This window comes from Micromonospora sp. TSRI0369, assembly GCF_001905625.1.
GTDB lineage: Bacteria > Actinomycetota > Actinomycetes > Mycobacteriales > Micromonosporaceae > Micromonospora > Micromonospora echinospora_A.
Window position 1 is genome coordinate 21,107 of sequence record NZ_LIVU01000009.1, and the last position, 16,466, is coordinate 37,572.

Below are 16,466 nucleotides of genomic sequence, written 5' to 3' on the forward strand. Positions count from 1 at the left end.
GCGCGGGTGGGGCGGCGGTGGGGTGTCAGTGGTCGGCGCTGTTCCAGTCGCGGCCCTCGCCCACCGACACCTCCAGCGGCACCGACAGCGGGTACGCCTCGCCCATCTGCTTACGCACCAGCGCCTCCAGCGTCTCCCGCTCACCCGGCGCGACCTCGAAGACCAGCTCGTCGTGCACCTGCAACAGCATCCGCGACCGCAGCCCGGCGTCGCGCAGCGCGCTGTCGACGTGCAGCATCGCGACCTTGATGATGTCGGCCGCCGAGCCCTGGATCGGGGCGTTGAGCGCCATCCGCTCGGCCATCTCGCGGCGCTGCCGGTTGTCGCTGACCAGGTCGGGCAGGTAGCGGCGGCGGCCCAGGATGGTGGAGGTGTAGCCGTCCTGGCGGGCGCGCGCCACCACCTCCTGGAGGTAGTCGCGGACCCCGCCGAACCCGGCGAAGTAGTTCTCCATCAGCCCGCGCGCCTCCTCGGCGGAGATGCCGAGCTGCTGGGACAGGCCGAACGCGCTGAGCCCGTACGCCAGGCCGTAGTTCATCGCCTTGATCTTGCGGCGCTGGTCGGCGGTGACGTCGCCGACCTCGACGGTGAAGACGGAGGACGCGGTGGCGGCGTGGAAGTCGTGCCCCGAGTTGAACGCCTCGATCAGCGCGTCGTCCGAGGACAGGTGCGCCATGATCCGCATCTCGATCTGGCTGTAGTCAGCGGTGAGCAGGCACTCGTAGCCCTCGCCGACGACGAACGCCCGCCGGATCCGCCGCCCCTCCTCGGTGCGGATCGGGATGTTCTGCAGGTTCGGCTCGGTGGAGGACAGCCGACCGGTCGCCGCCACCGTCTGGTTGAACGTGGTGTGGATCCGGCCGTCGTCGGAGACCGACTTGAGCAGACCGTCGACTGTCGACTTGAGCTTCGCGACGTCGCGGTGGCGCAGCAGGTGGTGCAGCAGCGGGTGCTCGGTCTGCGCGTAGAGCCACTGGAGCGCGTCGGCGTCGGTGGTGTAGCCGGTCTTGATCCGCTTGGTCTTGGGCAGGCCCAGCTCGGTGAAGAGGATCTCCTGCAGCTGCTTCGGCGAGCCCAGGTTGAACTCGCGGCCGACCACCTCGTACGCGCTCTGGGCGGCGGCCTTCACCTCGGCGGCGAAGTGTGCCTCCAGCTCGGAGAGGTAGTCGGTGTCGGCGGCGATGCCGGTGCGCTCCATGGTGGCGAGCACCCGCATCAGCGGCAGTTCCACGCCGGCCATCAGCCGGGCCGACTGCTCGCCGTCGCGGGACAGCTCGGCGTCGATCGCGTCGGCCAGGTCGAGCGTGGCGCGGGCCTGGAGCATGAGGTTCTGCTCGGCCACGCCCTCGTCGCCGAGCCCGTCGAGGGTGAGCTGACCGGTCTCCGGCGCGTCGACGCGCAGCTCCCGGTGCAGGTAACGCAGAGCCAGGTCGGTCAGGTCGTAGGAGCGCTGGTCGGGGCGGGCCAGGTAGGCGGCGATCTGGGTGTCGCGGGCGATGCCCTGCAGCTCCCAGCCGTGCGCGGCGAACGCCAGCACCGCTGGCTTGCTGTCGTGCAGCACCTTCGGGCGCTCGGCGTCGGCCAGCCACCCGGCCAGCGCGGCCTCGTCGTCCGCGCCCAGCCGGCTCGGGTCGAACCAGGCGCCCGCGCCGCCGGCGGTGGCCAGCGCCATCGCTGTCACGGTGGCGGTGTGCCGGCGGTTCGGGCCGGTGTCGAGCGTGACCGCCAGGCCGACCGGCGTGCCCGCCGGGGCGTGCGTGTCGAGCCAGCCCGCGAGCGCGCCCGGCTCGGTGAGCACCTCGCCGTCGAGGTCGAAGCCCGCCTCGGCCTCCGGCTCGACCGCCTCCAGGTATTGGTAGAGCCGGTCGCGCAGGATGCGGAACTGGAGCGTGTCGAAGACCTGGTGCACCGCTTCACGGTCCCAGCCCTGCCAGCGGGCGTCCTCGGGGCGGACCGGCAGCTCCAGGTCGGAGACCAGGCGGTTGATCTCGTAGTTGCGGATCACGTCGGCGAGTCGCTCGCGCAGGCTGTCGCCGGCCTTGCCCTTGATCTCGTCGGCGCGGGCCACCACGCCCTCGACGCCGTCGTACAGGTTGATCCACTTGGCCGCGGTCTTCGGGCCGACGCCCGGCACGCCGGGCAGGTTGTCGCTGGTCTCGCCGACCAGCGCGGCCAGGTCGCGGTAGCGGTCCGGGGTGACGCCGTACTTCGCCTCCACCGCGGCCGGGTCCATCCGGGCCAGGTCGGAGACGCCCTTGCGCGGGTAGAGCACAGTGACCCGCTCCCCGACGAGCTGGAACGCGTCCCGGTCGCCCGTGGTGATCAGCACGTCCATGCCCTGGTCGCGGGCCTGGCAGGCGAGCGTCGCGATCACGTCGTCGGCCTCGTAGCCCTCCCGCTCGACCACCGGCACGCGCAGCGCGGCGAGGACCTCCTTGACCAGGCTGACCTGGCCCTTGAAGTCGGTCGGGGTCTCGCTGCGGCCGGCCTTGTACTCGGCGTACTTGTCAGTGCGGAAGGAACGGCGGGAGACGTCGAACGCCACGACGATGTGCGTCGGCTGCTCGTCGCGCAGCACGTTGATCAGCATCGAGGTGAAGCCGTAGACGGCGTTGGTCGGCTGCCCCGTGGTGGTGGAGAAGTTTTCCACAGGCAGGGCGAAGAAAGCCCGGTATGCCAGGGAATGTCCGTCGACGAGGAGCAGGCGCGGCGTCGTAGCTGTCACGGCAGCGACTCTAGTCCGTACGCCCGACAACTCCGGCCTCCGGTGCGGCGCGCGCCGCACCGGAGGCCGAGGTCAGAGAACCTTGGCCAGGAACGCCTTGGTCCGCTCGTGCTTCGGCGCCGAGATCACCTCGCGCGGGTCGCCCTGCTCGACCACCACGCCGCCGTCCATGAACACGAGGTGGTCGCCCACCTCGCGGGCGAAGCCGATCTCGTGGGTCACCACGATCATCGTCATGCCGTCGCGGGCCAGGTCCTTCATCGTGTCCAGCACCTCGCCCACCAGCTCCGGGTCGAGCGCGCTCGTCGGCTCGTCGAACAGCATCAGCTTCGGCCGCATGGCCAGCGCCCGGGCGATCGCCACCCGCTGCTGCTGGCCACCGGAGAGCTGACCGGGGTACGCGCCGAGCTTGTCGCCCAGCCCCACCCGGTCCAGCAGCTGCGCGGCGTGCTCCCGGGCCTGCGCCTTCTTGGCCTGGCGCAGCAGCACCGGAGCCTCCATGACGTTCTGCAGCACCGTCATGTGCGGGAACAGGTTGAAGCGCTGGAACACCATGCCGATGGCGCGGCGCTGCGCGGCCACGTCCTTGTCCCGCATCTCGTACAGCTTGCCGCCACGCTCCCGGTAGCCGATCAGGTCGCCGTCCACCCGGATCCGGCCGGCGTCGATCTTCTCCAGGTGGTTGATGCAGCGCAGGAACGTCGACTTGCCGGAGCCGGAGGGCCCGAGCAGGCAGCACACCTCGCCGGAGCGGACCTCCAGGTCGATGCCCTTGAGCACCTCCAGCGGCCCGAACGACTTGTGCACCTGCTCGGCCCGCACCATCAGCCCGGACCCGGCGCCCGGCGCCTGCGGGGAAACCGTCGCCTCGGTCATGATTCCGCCGTCCCACTCGTGGTGCCGCCGCTCTCGGCGGCGAGACCCCGGAGCCGCTGCCGGGCCCGCCCGCTGCGTCCGACGCCCTTGGAGTAGTGCCGCTCCAGGTAGTACTGCCCCACCAGCAGGACGCTGGTCAGCAGCAGGTACCACAACGTCGCGGCGACGTACATCGGGAAGGGCTGGAAGGTCCGGGAACCGACGGCCTTGAGCTGGAAGAACAGCTCCATCGACACCGGCACGAAGGCCACCAGCGAGGTGTCCTTGAGCATCGCGATGGTCTCGTTCCCGGTCGGCGGAATGATCACCCGCATCGCCTGTGGCAACACGATCCGCCGCAGGATCTGAGCCCGGCTCATGCCCAGCGCCTGAGCCGCCTCGGTCTGCCCCTCGTCCACCGACTGGATGCCGGCCCGGACGATCTCGGCCATGTACGCGGCCTCGGACAGACCCAGCGCCAGCATGCCGGCGACGAAGCCGGTCAGGATGTCCACCGCGCTGAACCCGAACAGCCGGGCCTCGAAGTCGTGCAACCCGAACAGGGCGCCGATCTGCCTGTCGAACGGCAGACCGAACTCCAGCCGCGACCAGAGGATGCCGAGGTTGCCGAAGAGGATCGCCAGCACCAGCCGCGGCACCGCCCGGAAGAACCAGGTGTAGACCCAGGCCACGCCGCGCAGCACCGGGTTGGGCGACAGCCGCATGATCGCGATGACGATGCCCAGGCCGATGCCGATCACCATCGACGTGATCAGCAGCAGGATGGTGCCGCGCAGCCCTTCGATGATCGGCGGGCGGAACATCTCGTCCACCATGAACGACCACTGGAACGCGGAGTTCGTGACCAGCATGTGCACGAACATCGCCACCAGCACGGCGATGACCGCCACACCGGCCCAGCGCCCGGGGTGCCGCACGGGCACGGCCTTGATCGGTTCAGGCCGTGCCCGTCCGGATGTGTCGGCCGACATGGTCAGACCGACGGGTTCAGTTCAGCGTTGGTGATCGCGCCGCCCTCGACACCCCACTTGCTGAGCGCCGCCTTGTAGCTGCCGTCGGCGATGACCGCCTGCACGGCCTCCTTGAGCACCTCGGCGAACGCCTGCTGCTCCTTGTTCACCGCGTAGCCGTACGGCGCCGACTCGTAGATGTCGCCGAGCACCTCGAGCTGGCCGTTGCTCTGCTTCACCGCGTACGCGCCGACCGGGGAGTCGGCCAGCATGGCGTCGTTCTTGCCGCTGCCCACGGCGGCGGTGGCGTCGCTCTGCGCCTGGTACTGGTCGATCTTGATGGCCGGCTTGCCGGCGTCGGTGCACTTCTTCGACCGGGCGGTGATGTCGTCGAGCTGGACCGTACCGACCTGCACGGCGATCTTCTTGCCGCAGGCGTTCTCCGGGTCCACCCCGGCCGGGTTGCCCTTCTTGGTCGCCCACTGGGTGCCCGCCGAGTAGTAGCTCACCATGTTGACCGTCTTCAGACGGTCGGCGTTGATGGTGAACGACGAGACGCCGACCTCGTACTTGCCCGAACCCACGCCGGGCAGGATCGCGTCGAACGGCGCCGACTCGTACTCGGCCTTGAGGCCGAGCTTCTGCGCCACCGCGTTGAACAGCTCCACGTCGAAGCCGACCACCGTCTTGCCGTCGGCGTCGAGGAACTCGGCCGGGGCGTACGTCGAGTCGGTGCCGACCTTGATCACGCCGTCGGCCTTGATCGCGTCCGGCACCTTCGCGGCGAGGTTGGAGTCGGCCGTGGCGGACACCGACGGGCCGTCGCCCGGCTCGGCCGAGTTCTCCTTCTCGCCGCAGGCGGCGAGGGAGAGCAGCAGGACGGCCGCACCGGCGACGCCGAGCGCCGCCCGCCGTCCGGGGTTGGGGTGGAACATGGCTGTACTCCTTATTGCGAGGGGTCGGTCGGTCAGGCCACGCCGAGGTAGGCCTCTTTGACCGAGGGGTCGTGCAGCAGGTCCGTGCCGGAACCGGTCTTGACGATCCGGCCGGTCTCCAGCACGTACGCCCGGTGGGCGCGCGCCAGCGCCTGCTGGGCGTTCTGCTCCACCAGCAGGATCGTGGTGCCCTGCTGGTTGATCTCCGTGATGATCGTGAAGATCTGCTGGATCAGCATCGGCGCGAGACCCATCGACGGCTCGTCGAGCAGCAGCAGCTTCGGCCGGCTCATCAGCGCCCGGCCGACCGCCAGCATCTGCTGCTCGCCGCCGGAGAGCGTGCCGCCGGCCTGCTTGCGCCGCTCGGCCAGCCGCGGGAACAGGTCCAGCACCCGGGCGAGGTCCTGCGCGATGCCGGCCTTGTCCCGCCGGGTGTACGCGCCCATGTCCAGGTTCTCCAGCACCGACATGCCGGGGAAGATGCCCCGGCCCTCGGGCGCCTGGCACAGCCCGCGCCGGACCCGCAGGTCGGCCCGGAGCTTGGTGATGTCCTCACCGGCGAACTTGATGGTGCCGGAGGCGACCGGCCGGATGCCGGAGATCGCCCGCATGGTGGTGGACTTGCCGGCGCCGTTCGCGCCGATCAGCGCGACGATCTCCCCCTCGTCCACGGTCAGGCTGATGCCGTGCAGCGCCTGGATCCGCCCGTAGAGCAGGCTCACGTCCTCGATCTCAAGCAGCATCGTCCGGCACCCCCAGGTACGCCGCGACCACCTTCGGGTTGTCCCGCACCTCGGCGGGCAGCCCCTCGGCGATCTTCTTTCCGAACTCCAGGACCACGATCCGGTCGGTCACGCCCATCACCAGGCGCATGTCGTGCTCGATCAGCAGCACCGTCACGCCCTGGTCCCGGATCTGCCGGATGAGCTGGAGCAGCTCCTCCTTCTCCGCCGGGTTGAAGCCGGCGGCCGGCTCGTCCAGGCAGAGCAGCTTCGGGTCGGTGGCCAGCGCGCGGGCGATCTCCAACCGCCGCTGCTCGCCGTAGGACAGGTTGCGGGCGAACTCGTGCATCCGGTTGCTGATGCCGACGAACTCCAGCAGGCGCTCGGCCTTCTCCCGGCCCTCGCGCTCCTCCTTCCAGTGCCGCGGCAGGCGCAGCAGGGCGGAGATCACGCTGGTCTTGTGGTGCGCGTCCGCGCCGACCTGGACGTTCTCCAGCGCGGTCATCTCCGGGAAGAGACGGATGTTCTGGAAGGTACGGGCCATGCCCATCCGGGTGATCTGGTGGCGCTTCTTGCCACTGATCTTCTGGCCCAGGAACCGGATCTGCCCCTCGGTGGGCTGGTAGATGCCGGTCATCGCGTTGAAACAGGTGGTCTTGCCGGCGCCGTTCGGGCCGATCAGACCGAGGATCTCACCCTTGTAAAGGGTGAAGTCCACGTCGTTGAGGGCCACCACGCCGCCGAAGCGCAGCGTGACGTGGTCGACCTCCAGCAACGGCTCCCGCTTGTCGACCGCCTCGACGGCGGGGGCCGCCGCCTGGACCGGAACCTTCGGGTTCTGCTCGGTGTCACTCACCGACGATCACCTCCTTGCGGCGGTCCTTGAACTCCGCCGCTCGTCGCCGGTTCGGGATCAGGCCCTGCGGCCGGAAGATCATCATCACCACGAGCACCAGGCCGAAGAAGAGGAACCGGTACTCGTACAGTTCGATGCCGAACAGCTCGATGCCACGGAACCGCTCGATCATGTACGCCACCAGGCCACCGCCGACGATCGCGCCGACGATGTTGCCCGAGCCGCCGAAGATGACGGCTGCCAGGATGATGATCGAGTTGAGCAGCTCGAAGTTCTGCGAGTTGACGAAGTTCTGCTTACCGGCGAACAGCGCACCGGCCAGGCCGGCGATGGCCGCGCCGGAGGCGAACGCCCACAGCTTGAACTTGAACGTCGGCACACCCATGAGCTGGGCGGCGTCCTCGTCCTCGCGGATCGAGATCCAGGCCCGGCCGACCCGGCTGTGGGTCAGGTTCCGCACCCCGATCACCACCAGGATGATCAGCGTGAGCACCAGCCAGTAGTACGGGCGGGCGTCGAGCACGCCGAACCACGGCCGGCCGTCGGCGTACTGGCCGGGCGGGTGCGGGATCTGGTTGAAGCCGCGCTGTCCCTTGAGGAACTCGGAGCTGACCGCCGCGATCCGGATCATCTCGGCGAAGCCGAGCGTCACCAGCGCCAGGTAGTCGCCGCGCAGACGCAGCGTCGGCGTACCGAGCATGACGCCGGAGACCATGGTCAGGCCGATCGCGATCGGCACCACCAGCAGCCACGGCCACAGCGTCTTGAGGTCGCTGCTCGGCGAGGTCAGCACGGCGACCGTGTACGCGCCGACGGCGAAGAAGCCGAAGTAGCCGAGGTCGAGCAGGCCGGCGAAGCCGACCACGATGTTGAGCCCGACGGCCAGCAGCACGTAGATCGAGACCGTGAACATCACCTGGGTGAAGTTCGCGCCGGGCGTCGGGATCGGCCCGAGGTACTGGTAGAACTCCTTGTTCGGCAGCGCGTAGAAGAACGCGATGACCGCGACCAGCAGCACCCAGCGCACCCAGCGCGGCGCGTGGTGCCAGCGCTCCGAGATCGCGTGCCGGCCCTGCCGCAGCTTGTCCGCCGCCGTCTCCCGCCGCTCCGGCGGGTCGATGGTGGTCGTCATGCGCGTGCCCTCCCCAGTGATTCGCCGAGCAGACCGGTCGGCCGGAACATCAGCAGCACGACCAGCACCGCGAACGCGGCGAAGTCCTTCCACTGACTGCCGAACAGGCCCGCGGCGTAGTTCTCCACGACGCCGAGCAGCAACCCGCCGACGAGCGCGCCGCGCAGGTTGCCGATACCGCCGAGCACCGCCGCGGTGAACGCCTTGAGGCCCAGCAGGAAGCCGACGCTGTAGGTGAGCGTCTGGATCCGCACGTCGTACAGCAGGCCCGCGACGCCGGCCATGGTGCCACCGGCGATGAAGACCATCAGGATGATGCGGTCCTTGTTGACGCCCATCAGCGCCGCCGTGTTGGCGTCCTGGGCCACCGCCCGGATGCCGCGGCCGGTACGGCTGCGGTTGATGAACTGGTCCAGCGCGAACATCATCACGAGCGCGGAACCGATCGTGAGCAGCTGCACCGCGTCGATCGGCACCCCGGCGATGTGGAACAGCGGCTCCGAGCTGACCAGGATCGGCGCACCCTCCGGCCGGCGCCGGGTGTAGACGCCGAACGCCTCGGAGATGGCGATCGAGGCGCCGATGGCGGTGATGAGGAACGCCAGCGGCGGCGCGTTGCGCCTGCGCAGCGGCCGGTACGCCACCCGTTCGATCACCGTCGCGGTGCCCGCCGAGGCGATGGCCGCCACGATCATCGCCACCAGCAGGTAGAACAGGATCGAGCCGATGCCGCTGACCTGCGAGTTCTGGTCGAGTCCGAAGCCGTTCCAGGTCCAGATCGCGGCGAACGCGCCGGCGATGAAGACCTCGGAGTGGGCGAAGTTGATGAGCCTTAGCACGCCGTACACGAGCGTGTAGCCGAGCGCGACCAGGGCGTAGATCGCGCCCTGCGTCAAGCCGGTCGTGGTGAGTTCCCCGAAGTTGGAGAACAATCCGTCGAAGTCCAAGGGAGGGACGCTCCGTCGCTCAAGAGAAAAAGAGGGTGCGGCCGGGAGCCAGCTCCCGGCCGCACCCGCGATCACTACTCAATCGCCAGTCCAGCGATCGAACGATCAGGACTTGGGGATCTCCTGGTCCGGGACGACCTTGCCGCCCTGCACCTTGAACGCCCAGACCTTGACCTGCGCCGGGTCGAGCTCGCCGCCCTCGACGAACTTGTAGCTGGCGGCAACGCCCTCGCCGCTGTAGCCCTTCACGAACTCCAGCAGGTCGGCACGGGTGCTCTTGCCGGCCTTGATGCCCGCCAGCAGGATGTTCGCCGCGTCGTAGGCGGTGTCGCTGTAGGTGCCCGGCTCGGTGCCGTTGAGCGCCTTGAAGTCGGCGACAAAGGTGCCGCGGGCCTCGGTGGACGGAGCGCAGGGGCAGGTGAGGATGGTGCCCTCGGCGGCGGCCGCACCGGCGGAGGTGATGTACGCGCCGTCGTTCACGCCGTCACCGGCGACCAGCGGGGCGGTGACGCCGGCAGCGGTGAGCTGCTTGCGGATCAGGCCGGCCTCCTGGTAGTAGCCGCCGTAGAAGACCGCCTTCACGTTGGCGGCCTTGACCTTGGTGACCACACCGGAGAACTCGACCTGCTTGCCCTCGCCCTGGACCTTGTCGCTGCCCACGACCGCCGGGCCGAGGACCTTCTTGACCTCGTCGGCCAGGCCGGCGCCGTACGCGGACTGGTCGTCGATGACGTAGACCCGGTCGGCCTTCATCACGTTCTTCATGTAGTTACCGGCGGCCGGACCCTGGCTGAAGTCGTTGCCGACCGCGCGGAAGAAGGTCTTCCAGCCCTGCTCGGCGAGGCTGGGACGGGTCGCGGAGGGGGTGATGGTGACCAGACCGGCCTCGTTGAACAGCGGACCGGCGGCCTCGGACTCGCCCGAGTAGGCCGGACCCACGACACCCAGGATCTTGGTGTCGTCGATCGCCTTCTGGGCCAGACCCGGCGCCTGGTCCGGGCTGCCCTGCGAGTCGAGCTCGGCGAGCTCCACCTTGCAGTCCGCGTTCTCCTTGTTGTACTTGTCGACGGCCAGCTTGACGCCGTTCTTCTCGTTGATGCCCAGCGCGGCCGAGCTACCGGTCAGCGCGCCGAAGAAAGCGATCTTGCTCCCGCAGGCGCTGCCCCCGGACGCCTCATCGTCGCTGCCGCTGGAACAAGCGGTACCACCGGCGACGAGCGCCAGCATGGCGACCCCGCCGATCACGCGTGCGAGCTTCTGCCTCAAGGCCCGAACCCTCCTCCGTCCATGATCCGAACCACCCACCGCCGATTGGCCCTTGCGGGGTGGACGAACCAAGACCGTCGTCGCCGGTCTGGGGCGGGACGTTATCCCACCGCGAGCGGCGGCGTAAGACCTGGAAAGCGGGGTTGACCGAACCGTTACACGCGGTGGCGGATTCAAGCCGATCGCCGTAAGAACCGTAGGCGGGGAAAGGCTCTGACCAACTAATCCTCGGTAACGGGCCCATCCCCGCTCACCCGCTACCGATCGATGGCCGGCAACACCCCCCACCAGGCACGGGACGTTTTCCCGTCGTCAGCGACCACGAACAGCCCGTCGTCGCCGACGGCCACCGCCAGCGCGGCGTCGCCACCGTCCGGCACCGGCACCGGAGTGATCACCGGAAGCCACGACGCGCCGCCGTCACGCGACATCCAGAGCCGTCGCTGAGCCCCGTCACCGGTCACCGCGACGAGCCGCCGACCCGCCGCCGCGAGCGCGGCCACCGACGACACCCCGGGACCCGATGTACCGAACCCGCCGACCCGCCGCCACCCCTGCGCCGCACCCGGCCCGGCGGACGGCGAGCCGCAGTCGTCGCACCCGCGCCACACCGCGAACCGGTCGCCCACCGGCCCGAGGACCACCGGCCCGCCGTCGGCCGGCGCCACCCGCTCCGCCGCCCCGGCGGCGCCCTTCGGCACCGGCAACGCCGCCCGCCGCCACACCCGGCCGTCGGCCGAGAACCACGCGAGCGGCGCCCGGGCCGCACCGCCGGGCGGCAGCAGTGACCCCACCACCAGCCAGCCCGAGCCCACCGCCGCCACGTCATAGGCGGCAGTCCGGCCCCGGCCGTCACTTCCCAGCTCGTCGACGCCCTCGCGCAGGACGAAACCCTCGGCGTCCGGCGACGTCCACACCGCCGCGCCGCCGACGCGCGCCCCGGCGACCAGCCACCCGCCCGGCCCGGCCGCCAGCCGCGACGCGCTCACCGCGCGCGGGCCGCCGAACAACTCGAACGCCGCCGGTGCCTCCCGCAACGGCCCGCCCGGCCGCCAGACCCATGTCCCGGTACGCGGATTGCCGTGCACGCCACCCGTCTTCGCGCCCAGCGCCGCCATCCCGTCGCCCCGGCAGGCCACCGCGTAGAGCACGTGCTGGCGGCCGTAGAACGTCTGCGCGCGTACCGGGATCGGCAAGAAGGTCACGCCGTCCAATGAGGACCACGCCGCCGGCCGGGTCTCCCCCGCCGGATCGATCAGCCCGCCCACCACGTACCAGCGGCCGGCGCAGCGCGCCGCGTCACGTGGCACCGGGCGACCTGCGGCACCGGCGGGAAGCGCCAACTCCACGGCCCGCCACTGCGGACGCACCGGCGCGGGCACCGGAAGCGGCCGCGGGGTGGCGTGACAGGCTGCCAGGAGCAACACGACGGCGGTCACGGCGACGAGCGCCGGCCGGACGCGCGCGGAAGGCATGGATCCGATCCTATCGATCGGACGCCTCCCGGCAGGTCAGGAAGCCGGCTGCTCGACCTCGCCGCCGGTGGTCTCGGCGAGGATCCGCTCGGCGACCTCCTTCATGGTCATCCGGTGGTCCATCGCGGTGCGCTGGATCCACTTGAACGCCTGCGGCTCGGTCATGCCGTACGTCGTCATCAGCGCGCCCTTGGCGCGCTCCACGGTCTTGCGGATCTCCAGCCGGTCGGTGAGGCCGGCCACCTCCGACTCCAGCGCGGCGATCTCCGAGTAGCGGGACAGCGCGATCTCGACCGCCGGCACCAGGTCGCTCTTCTGGAACGGCTTCACCAGGTACGCCATCGCGCCCGCCGCCCGCGCCCGCTCCACCAGGTCACGCTGGCTGAACGCAGTCAGGATGATCACCGGGGCGATGCGCGCGCCGGCGATCCGCTCGGCGGCGGCCAGCCCGTCCATGATCGGCATCTTGATGTCGAGGATGACCAGGTCCGGCTTGAGCTCCTCGGCGAGCTTGACGGCGGTCTCGCCGTCACCGGCCTCGCCGACCACCTCGTAGCCCTCTTCGACGAGCATCTCGGCCAGGTCCAGCCGGATGAGCGCCTCGTCCTCGGCGATCAGAACGCGCTTGCGCTCGGCGTCCGCCTGCATCTCGCCCACGAGCCACTCCCACCGGTTCGAACTCGACACCCGCCCTGCCGGGTGTCGCCGCCTTCAGCCTAGCGGGTAGGCTGTCGAGGCCGAATCACGGAACGCCCTCGTAGCCCAACTGGCAGCAGGCAATGGATTCAAACTCCATACAGTGTGGGTTCGAATCCCACCGAGGGCACCAGAAATGTCATACAGGCGTTCGACCATGGGGCTGTGCATCCACCCGAACTGCGCGCCCGGGCGCGGCGTCTCTACCTCGACGGCGCAACCGTCGCCGAGGTGGCGCGGACCGTGGGGCTCTCCTATCCGACGGTCCGCCACTGGTGCAAGGATCGGCCGACGCCGAAGCAGCAGGGCACCGCGCTGCGATGCTTCCGCTGTCGTGACGACATGCACGCTCCGACAGACCCGGCGGCCTACGCCTATCTCCTCGGCCTCTACCTCGGCGACGGGCACCTCGTGACCAGGGCCCGGGTGCCGGTGCTCCGGATCGCCTGCAGCGACTGCTGGCCCGGGCTGATCGAGGCGTGCGACAACGCCATGCGACGGGTCCTGGCAGAGAAGGTCCAGCGCGTCCAGAAACCGGGCTGCGTCAATGTGCAGAGTTACGGCAAGCACTGGCCGTGCCTACTACCGCAGCACGGGCCCGGCAAGAAGCACCAGCGTCCGATCGTCCTCGCGGACTGGCAGCGCCCGATCGTCGAGGCCCAGGCGGGCGACTTCCTGCGCGGCCTCTTCCACTCCGACGGCTGCCGCTTCGCCAACCGGGTCGTCGTCCGGGGAAAGGAGTACGTCTATCCGCGCTACATGTTCGTCAACGAGTCGGCCGACATCATGGGCCTCTGTCAGCAGGCCCTTGACCGGCTCGGCATCGCCTGGCGGATGAACCGGCGCAACTCTCTCTCCGTGGCCCGCCGGGAGGCAGTGGCCGCCCTCGACCAGCACGTCGGCCCGAAGTCGTGACCCGACGACGCCAGGGACGCGGGCGACCGACCGCCGTCAGATCCGCGCCAGCGCCCGGGCGAGATCCGCCCGCAGGTCCTCCGGGTCCTCCAGGCCGACCGAGACGCGCAGCAGCCCGCCGCACGGTTTGGCGTCGCCCTCGACCGGCCGGTGGGTGAGCGAGGCCGGGTGCTGGATCAGCGTGTCGACGCCGCCGAGCGACACCGCGTGCGTGATCAGTTCGCAGGCGCCGGCGACCTCGGCCGCGGCGGGCGCGCCGCCGCGTACCTCGAAGGCGAGCAGGCTGCCGGTGCCGGACATCTGCCGGCCGACCAGCCCGGCCGGGTCGTGCAGCGACGGGTGGTGGACGCGCTCGACGGCGGGGTGCCCGGCGAGCCAGGCGGCGAGCTTCTCCGCGCCGGCCTGCTGGGCGCGGACGCGCAGCGGGAGGGTCTGGATGCCGCGGTGCAGCAGGTACGCGCCGAGCGGGTGCAGGACGGCGCCGGTGACGGCGCGGACCTGGCGCAGCCGGGCGGCCCACTCGGGGGCGCAGGCGATCACACCGGCGAGGACGTCGCCGTGGCCGCCGATGCTCTTGGTGGCGCTGTGCAGCACGAGCGCGGCGCCGTGGCGGGCGGGCTGCTGGAGCACCGGGGTGGCGACGGTGTTGTCGACGAGCAGCGGGACGTCACCGGCGGCCTCGGCGAGCGCGGCGATGTCGACCAGGTCGAGGCTGGGGTTGGCCGGCGTCTCGACCAGCACCAGCGCGGTGTCGGGGCGGATCGCGGCGGCCACGTCGGCGGGGGTGGCCCAGGTGACCTCGGTGCCGAGCAGGCCGGTGGCGAGGACGTGGTCGGTGCCGCCGTAGAGGGGGCGCACGGCGACGATGTGACGCTTGCCGTCCCGGGTGGCGGCGAGCAGGGCGGCGGTGAGCGCGGCCATGCCGCTGGCGAAGGCGACGGCCTCGGCGGTGCCTTCGAGCTGGGCGAGCGCGGTCTCGAACCGGGCCACCGTCGGGTTCCACAGGCGCTGGTAGACGGCGCTGCCGCCGGCCGGGAGGGTGCCGCCGGTGGCGAGCGTCTCGTAGTCGTCACCGCCGCCGGCCACCGAGGGCAGCGGGTTGGTGGTGGACAGGTCGATGGGCGGGACGTGGACGCCGAGCCCGGCGAGGTCGGCGCGCCCGGCGTGTACGGCTGCGGTGTCCACGGAAGTCATGACGGAACTGTCGAACATGACGACGGTGGGAAGCAAGAGCAGCGAAGAACATTCTGTCCGTCGCGCTTTCGCCCGGCGGGGATTCGGTGAAAGATGGTCACATGCCTGCCGCACCGAATGATGTACGGCCGTTCGCCGGCCTGGACGACACCGACCGCGCGATCCTCACCGAGCTGGCGGCCGACGGCCGGCTGCCGAACAACGCGCTGGCCGAGCGCGTCGGGGTGGCACCGTCGACGTGCCTGACGCGTACCCGGGCGCTGCGCGAGTGCGGGGCGATCCGCGGGTTCCACGCCGAGGTGGACCCGGCGGCGGTGGGCCTGCCGCTGCAGGCGCTGGTCTCGGTGCGGCTGACAGCGCACGAGCGGGCCGCCGTGGACGCGTTCCGCGCCCGGTCGGTACGGCTACCAGGGGTGGTGTCGGTGTTCCACGTGGCGGGCGCGGAGGACTACGTGCTGCACGTGCGGGCCGCCTCCGGCGACGCGCTGCGGGACTTCGTACTCGACCATCTGGCTGTCGATCCGGCGGTGCAGCACACCCAGACCAGCCTGATCTTCGAGCAGGCCCGGGGTATGGGATAGCGCACCCGGCGGAACAATTCCGGCACGTGGCCTGTTGCACCACGCTGTGATCGACGTACCCATGTCTGTTCTTGATCTTGCCCCGGTGGCGGCGACCGGCAACGCCGGTGAGGCGCTGCGGTACACCACGGAGCTGGCCCGCCGCACCGAGGAGCTGGGCTACCGCCGGTTCTGGGTGGCCGAGCACCACAACATGCCGGCCATCGCCAGCTCCGCCCCGGCGGTGCTGCTCGCGCACCTGGCCGCGAACACCAGCACCATCCGGCTCGGCTCCGGCGGGGTGATGCTGCCCAACCACGCGCCGCTGGTGGTGGCCGAGCAGTTCGGCACCCTGGAGGCGCTGCACCCGGGGCGGATCGACCTGGGCATCGGCCGGGCGCCCGGCACCGACCAGGTGACCGCGCTAGCGCTGCGCCGCACCATGGAGGGCCTGTCCGCCGAGCACTTCCCGCGCGAGCTGGCCGACCTGATGAACTACTTCTCCGGCGCCGAGCCGGGCCCGATCACCGCGACGCCGGGGCGGGGCCAGTCGCCGCAGGTGTGGCTGCTCGGGTCCAGCGGGTTCAGCGCGCAGCTGGCCGGTCTGCTCGGGTTGCCGTTCTCGTTCGCGCACCACTTCAGCTCGCAGAACACGATCCCGGCGTTGCAGCTCTACCGGCAGAACTTCCGGCCGTCGCAGTGGCTGGACCGGCCGTACGCGATGGTGGCGGTGAACGCGGTCTGCGCGGAGACCGACGAGCGGGCCGAGTGGCTCGCCGGGCCGGCCGGGCTGTCGTTCCTGAAGCTTCGGTCGGGGCGGCCGGAGCCGCTGGTCACGCCGGAGGAGGCGGCGGCGTACCCGTACTCGGAGTTCGAGCGGGAGTTCGTCGCCCAGCGCCGCGACGGGCAGGCGACCGGCTCGCCGGAGACGGTGGCCCGGCAGCTCGGCGAGCTGCTGGAGCGCACCGGCGCGGACGAGCTGATGCTCACCACGATGGTCTACGACGTGGCCGACCGGGTCCGCTCGTTCGAGCTGATCGCCGAGAAGGTGGCGGGCGGGCTGCGCCGGGAGGGCTGAAACACGCTCTTCATAGCCACGTCACCGCAGCGTCGCGCGGGACGCATAACTTTATCCCCGGTGGTGGTACGGCATTCCCGGTCGGGACGGGTCGGGAATGCTGCGGTGTGGAGCACCGGGTCGCCGGCGGAGCGGATTC

15 protein-coding genes and 1 tRNA gene are annotated in these 16,466 nt (G+C 70.6%); 4 read left to right on the plus strand and 12 right to left on the minus strand.

All coding sequences use genetic code 11. The features are described 5' to 3' along the window. Positions 1 to 25: 25 nt before the first annotated feature. From polA to AMK25_RS25520, 11 genes are all read right to left on the minus strand, one after another. Positions 26 to 2,725, minus strand: a complete 2,700-nt coding sequence (gene polA / locus AMK25_RS25470; RefSeq protein WP_073830923.1) for a DNA polymerase I — start codon at positions 2,723 to 2,725, stop codon at positions 26 to 28. Between the two features lie 72 nt (positions 2,726 to 2,797). After that, the gene (locus AMK25_RS25475; protein WP_073830924.1) at positions 2,798 to 3,601 is read right to left on the minus strand and encodes an amino acid ABC transporter ATP-binding protein; all 804 of its coding nucleotides are present in this window, start codon (positions 3,599 to 3,601) and stop codon (positions 2,798 to 2,800) included. After that, complete coding sequence (locus tag AMK25_RS25480; RefSeq protein ID WP_073830925.1) at positions 3,598 to 4,572, minus strand: amino acid ABC transporter permease; 975 nt, start codon at positions 4,570 to 4,572, stop codon at positions 3,598 to 3,600. Before AMK25_RS25480 ends, AMK25_RS25475 begins: the two co-directional genes overlap by 4 nt. Before the next feature lie 2 nt (positions 4,573 to 4,574). Further along, positions 4,575 to 5,486 carry an ABC transporter substrate-binding protein gene (locus AMK25_RS25485; RefSeq protein ID WP_073830926.1) on the minus strand — a complete coding sequence of 304 codons (912 nt, stop codon included), beginning with the start codon at positions 5,484 to 5,486 and terminating at the stop codon, positions 4,575 to 4,577. A 32-nt stretch (positions 5,487 to 5,518) separates the two neighbouring features. Then, positions 5,519 to 6,229 (minus strand): ABC transporter ATP-binding protein, encoded by a 711-nt coding sequence (locus AMK25_RS25490; RefSeq protein WP_073830927.1) that lies wholly within the window; start codon positions 6,227 to 6,229, stop codon positions 5,519 to 5,521. Then, on the minus strand, positions 6,219 to 7,064 hold the full coding sequence (locus AMK25_RS25495) for an ABC transporter ATP-binding protein (RefSeq protein WP_073830928.1): 846 nt from the start codon (positions 7,062 to 7,064) through the stop codon (positions 6,219 to 6,221). Before AMK25_RS25495 ends, AMK25_RS25490 begins: the two co-directional genes overlap by 11 nt. After that, entirely contained in the window at positions 7,057 to 8,196 is a 1,140-nt protein-coding gene (locus AMK25_RS25500; protein WP_073830929.1) for a branched-chain amino acid ABC transporter permease, read from the minus strand. The genes AMK25_RS25495 and AMK25_RS25500 overlap by 8 nt, the downstream gene beginning before the upstream one ends. After that, positions 8,193 to 9,143 carry a branched-chain amino acid ABC transporter permease gene (locus AMK25_RS25505; protein WP_030503806.1) on the minus strand — a complete coding sequence of 317 codons (951 nt, stop codon included), beginning with the start codon at positions 9,141 to 9,143 and terminating at the stop codon, positions 8,193 to 8,195. The genes AMK25_RS25500 and AMK25_RS25505 overlap by 4 nt, the downstream gene beginning before the upstream one ends. Before the next feature lie 105 nt (positions 9,144 to 9,248). After that, positions 9,249 to 10,409 carry a branched-chain amino acid ABC transporter substrate-binding protein gene (locus AMK25_RS25510; protein WP_073830930.1) on the minus strand — a complete coding sequence of 387 codons (1,161 nt, stop codon included), beginning with the start codon at positions 10,407 to 10,409 and terminating at the stop codon, positions 9,249 to 9,251. A 257-nt stretch (positions 10,410 to 10,666) separates the two neighbouring features. Further along, positions 10,667 to 11,884, minus strand: a complete 1,218-nt coding sequence (locus AMK25_RS25515; RefSeq protein WP_073830931.1) for a hypothetical protein — start codon at positions 11,882 to 11,884, stop codon at positions 10,667 to 10,669. 36 nt (positions 11,885 to 11,920) lie between these two features. Then, complete coding sequence (locus AMK25_RS25520; RefSeq protein WP_030503803.1) at positions 11,921 to 12,541, minus strand: ANTAR domain-containing response regulator; 621 nt, start codon at positions 12,539 to 12,541, stop codon at positions 11,921 to 11,923. 94 nt (positions 12,542 to 12,635) lie between these two features. Here AMK25_RS25520 and AMK25_RS25525 point away from each other — a divergent pair. Further along, positions 12,636 to 12,713, plus strand: a tRNA-Leu gene (locus AMK25_RS25525). A 32-nt stretch (positions 12,714 to 12,745) separates the two neighbouring features. Further along, positions 12,746 to 13,495 (plus strand): helix-turn-helix domain-containing protein, encoded by a 750-nt coding sequence (locus AMK25_RS25530; protein ID WP_073830932.1) that lies wholly within the window; start codon positions 12,746 to 12,748, stop codon positions 13,493 to 13,495. Between the two features lie 36 nt (positions 13,496 to 13,531). Here AMK25_RS25530 and AMK25_RS25535 read toward each other — a convergent pair whose 3' ends face one another. Continuing rightward, the gene (locus tag AMK25_RS25535; protein ID WP_073830933.1) at positions 13,532 to 14,707 is read right to left on the minus strand and encodes a trans-sulfuration enzyme family protein; all 1,176 of its coding nucleotides are present in this window, start codon (positions 14,705 to 14,707) and stop codon (positions 13,532 to 13,534) included. Positions 14,708 to 14,790: 83 nt separating this feature from the next. Between AMK25_RS25535 and AMK25_RS25540 the strand changes: the two genes are divergently transcribed. Both AMK25_RS25540 and AMK25_RS25545 read left to right on the plus strand, forming a co-directional pair. Continuing rightward, a complete protein-coding gene (locus AMK25_RS25540; RefSeq protein ID WP_047894721.1) occupies positions 14,791 to 15,270 on the plus strand; it encodes an Lrp/AsnC family transcriptional regulator in 480 nt (159 codons plus the stop codon). A gap of 61 nt (positions 15,271 to 15,331) precedes the next feature. After that, positions 15,332 to 16,327 carry an LLM class flavin-dependent oxidoreductase gene (locus AMK25_RS25545; protein WP_192900086.1) on the plus strand — a complete coding sequence of 332 codons (996 nt, stop codon included), beginning with the start codon at positions 15,332 to 15,334 and terminating at the stop codon, positions 16,325 to 16,327. Positions 16,328 to 16,466: the final 139 nt, after the last annotated feature.